1 protein-coding gene is annotated in these 611 nt (G+C 43.5%); it reads left to right on the forward strand.

Going from position 1 to position 611, the window contains the following annotated elements; all coding sequences use genetic code 11:
• Positions 1 to 196, forward strand: a 196-nt coding sequence (locus IE142_RS40020; RefSeq protein WP_229831270.1) for a hypothetical protein, incomplete at its 5' end; no start/stop codon positions are given.
• Positions 197 to 611: the final 415 nt, after the last annotated feature.

Below are 611 nucleotides of genomic sequence, written 5' to 3' on the forward strand. Positions count from 1 at the left end.
TCATGCTCCTACTAGGAAAAATAAGATATACACACTATTGGTTGTTCTTCACTTAACATCCAAGGATTTAAGTGTGACCGAGACCCCTTTTAAGGATAAGTTAAAGGAGCTACTACAAAAATATTCACATATACCTATTCTTCTCGATTCCATGGGAATTCCTTCTAATTGGGAATTAGACCCAGTCTGGGCATAGAAAACCTAATGCCCCAATGTGGTACTAATCAAAATGGAGCGAAGCGACAACGACTTTGAGTCTTCGCTTTTCTCCATGATCGGTGATTGGGTCATGGCTTCTTAGCCGGCTAATCTAGCTAAGTCTGGTTAGGTTGGGCTTCTTTCGACGGTGCAATCCAAGAAATCCCTAGTCCGTTGATTGGTGCTCTTATCAGGTACGCACTGTAATCTTTCGATACCGCAGCGTGATTCGGAGGCAGAGCCGGAATTTCGTTTTCCGGTACGTTTTACTACCACAATTTGCCTGTTTATCCTTTCGGAGACCGGGCTAAGTCCGAGTCAATCAAGTGGTGCATTTGAGTTAATGTCGTTGAATGGTTTTAAGGAAGTAGTGACAAGCTAGCTTCCCGTTGCTAAGATTGGATTGCGAGGTC

Origin of the sequence: Streptomyces mutabilis (assembly GCF_014649815.1) — a bacterium.
GTDB classification, from domain to species: domain Bacteria; phylum Actinomycetota; class Actinomycetes; order Streptomycetales; family Streptomycetaceae; genus Streptomyces; species Streptomyces mutabilis.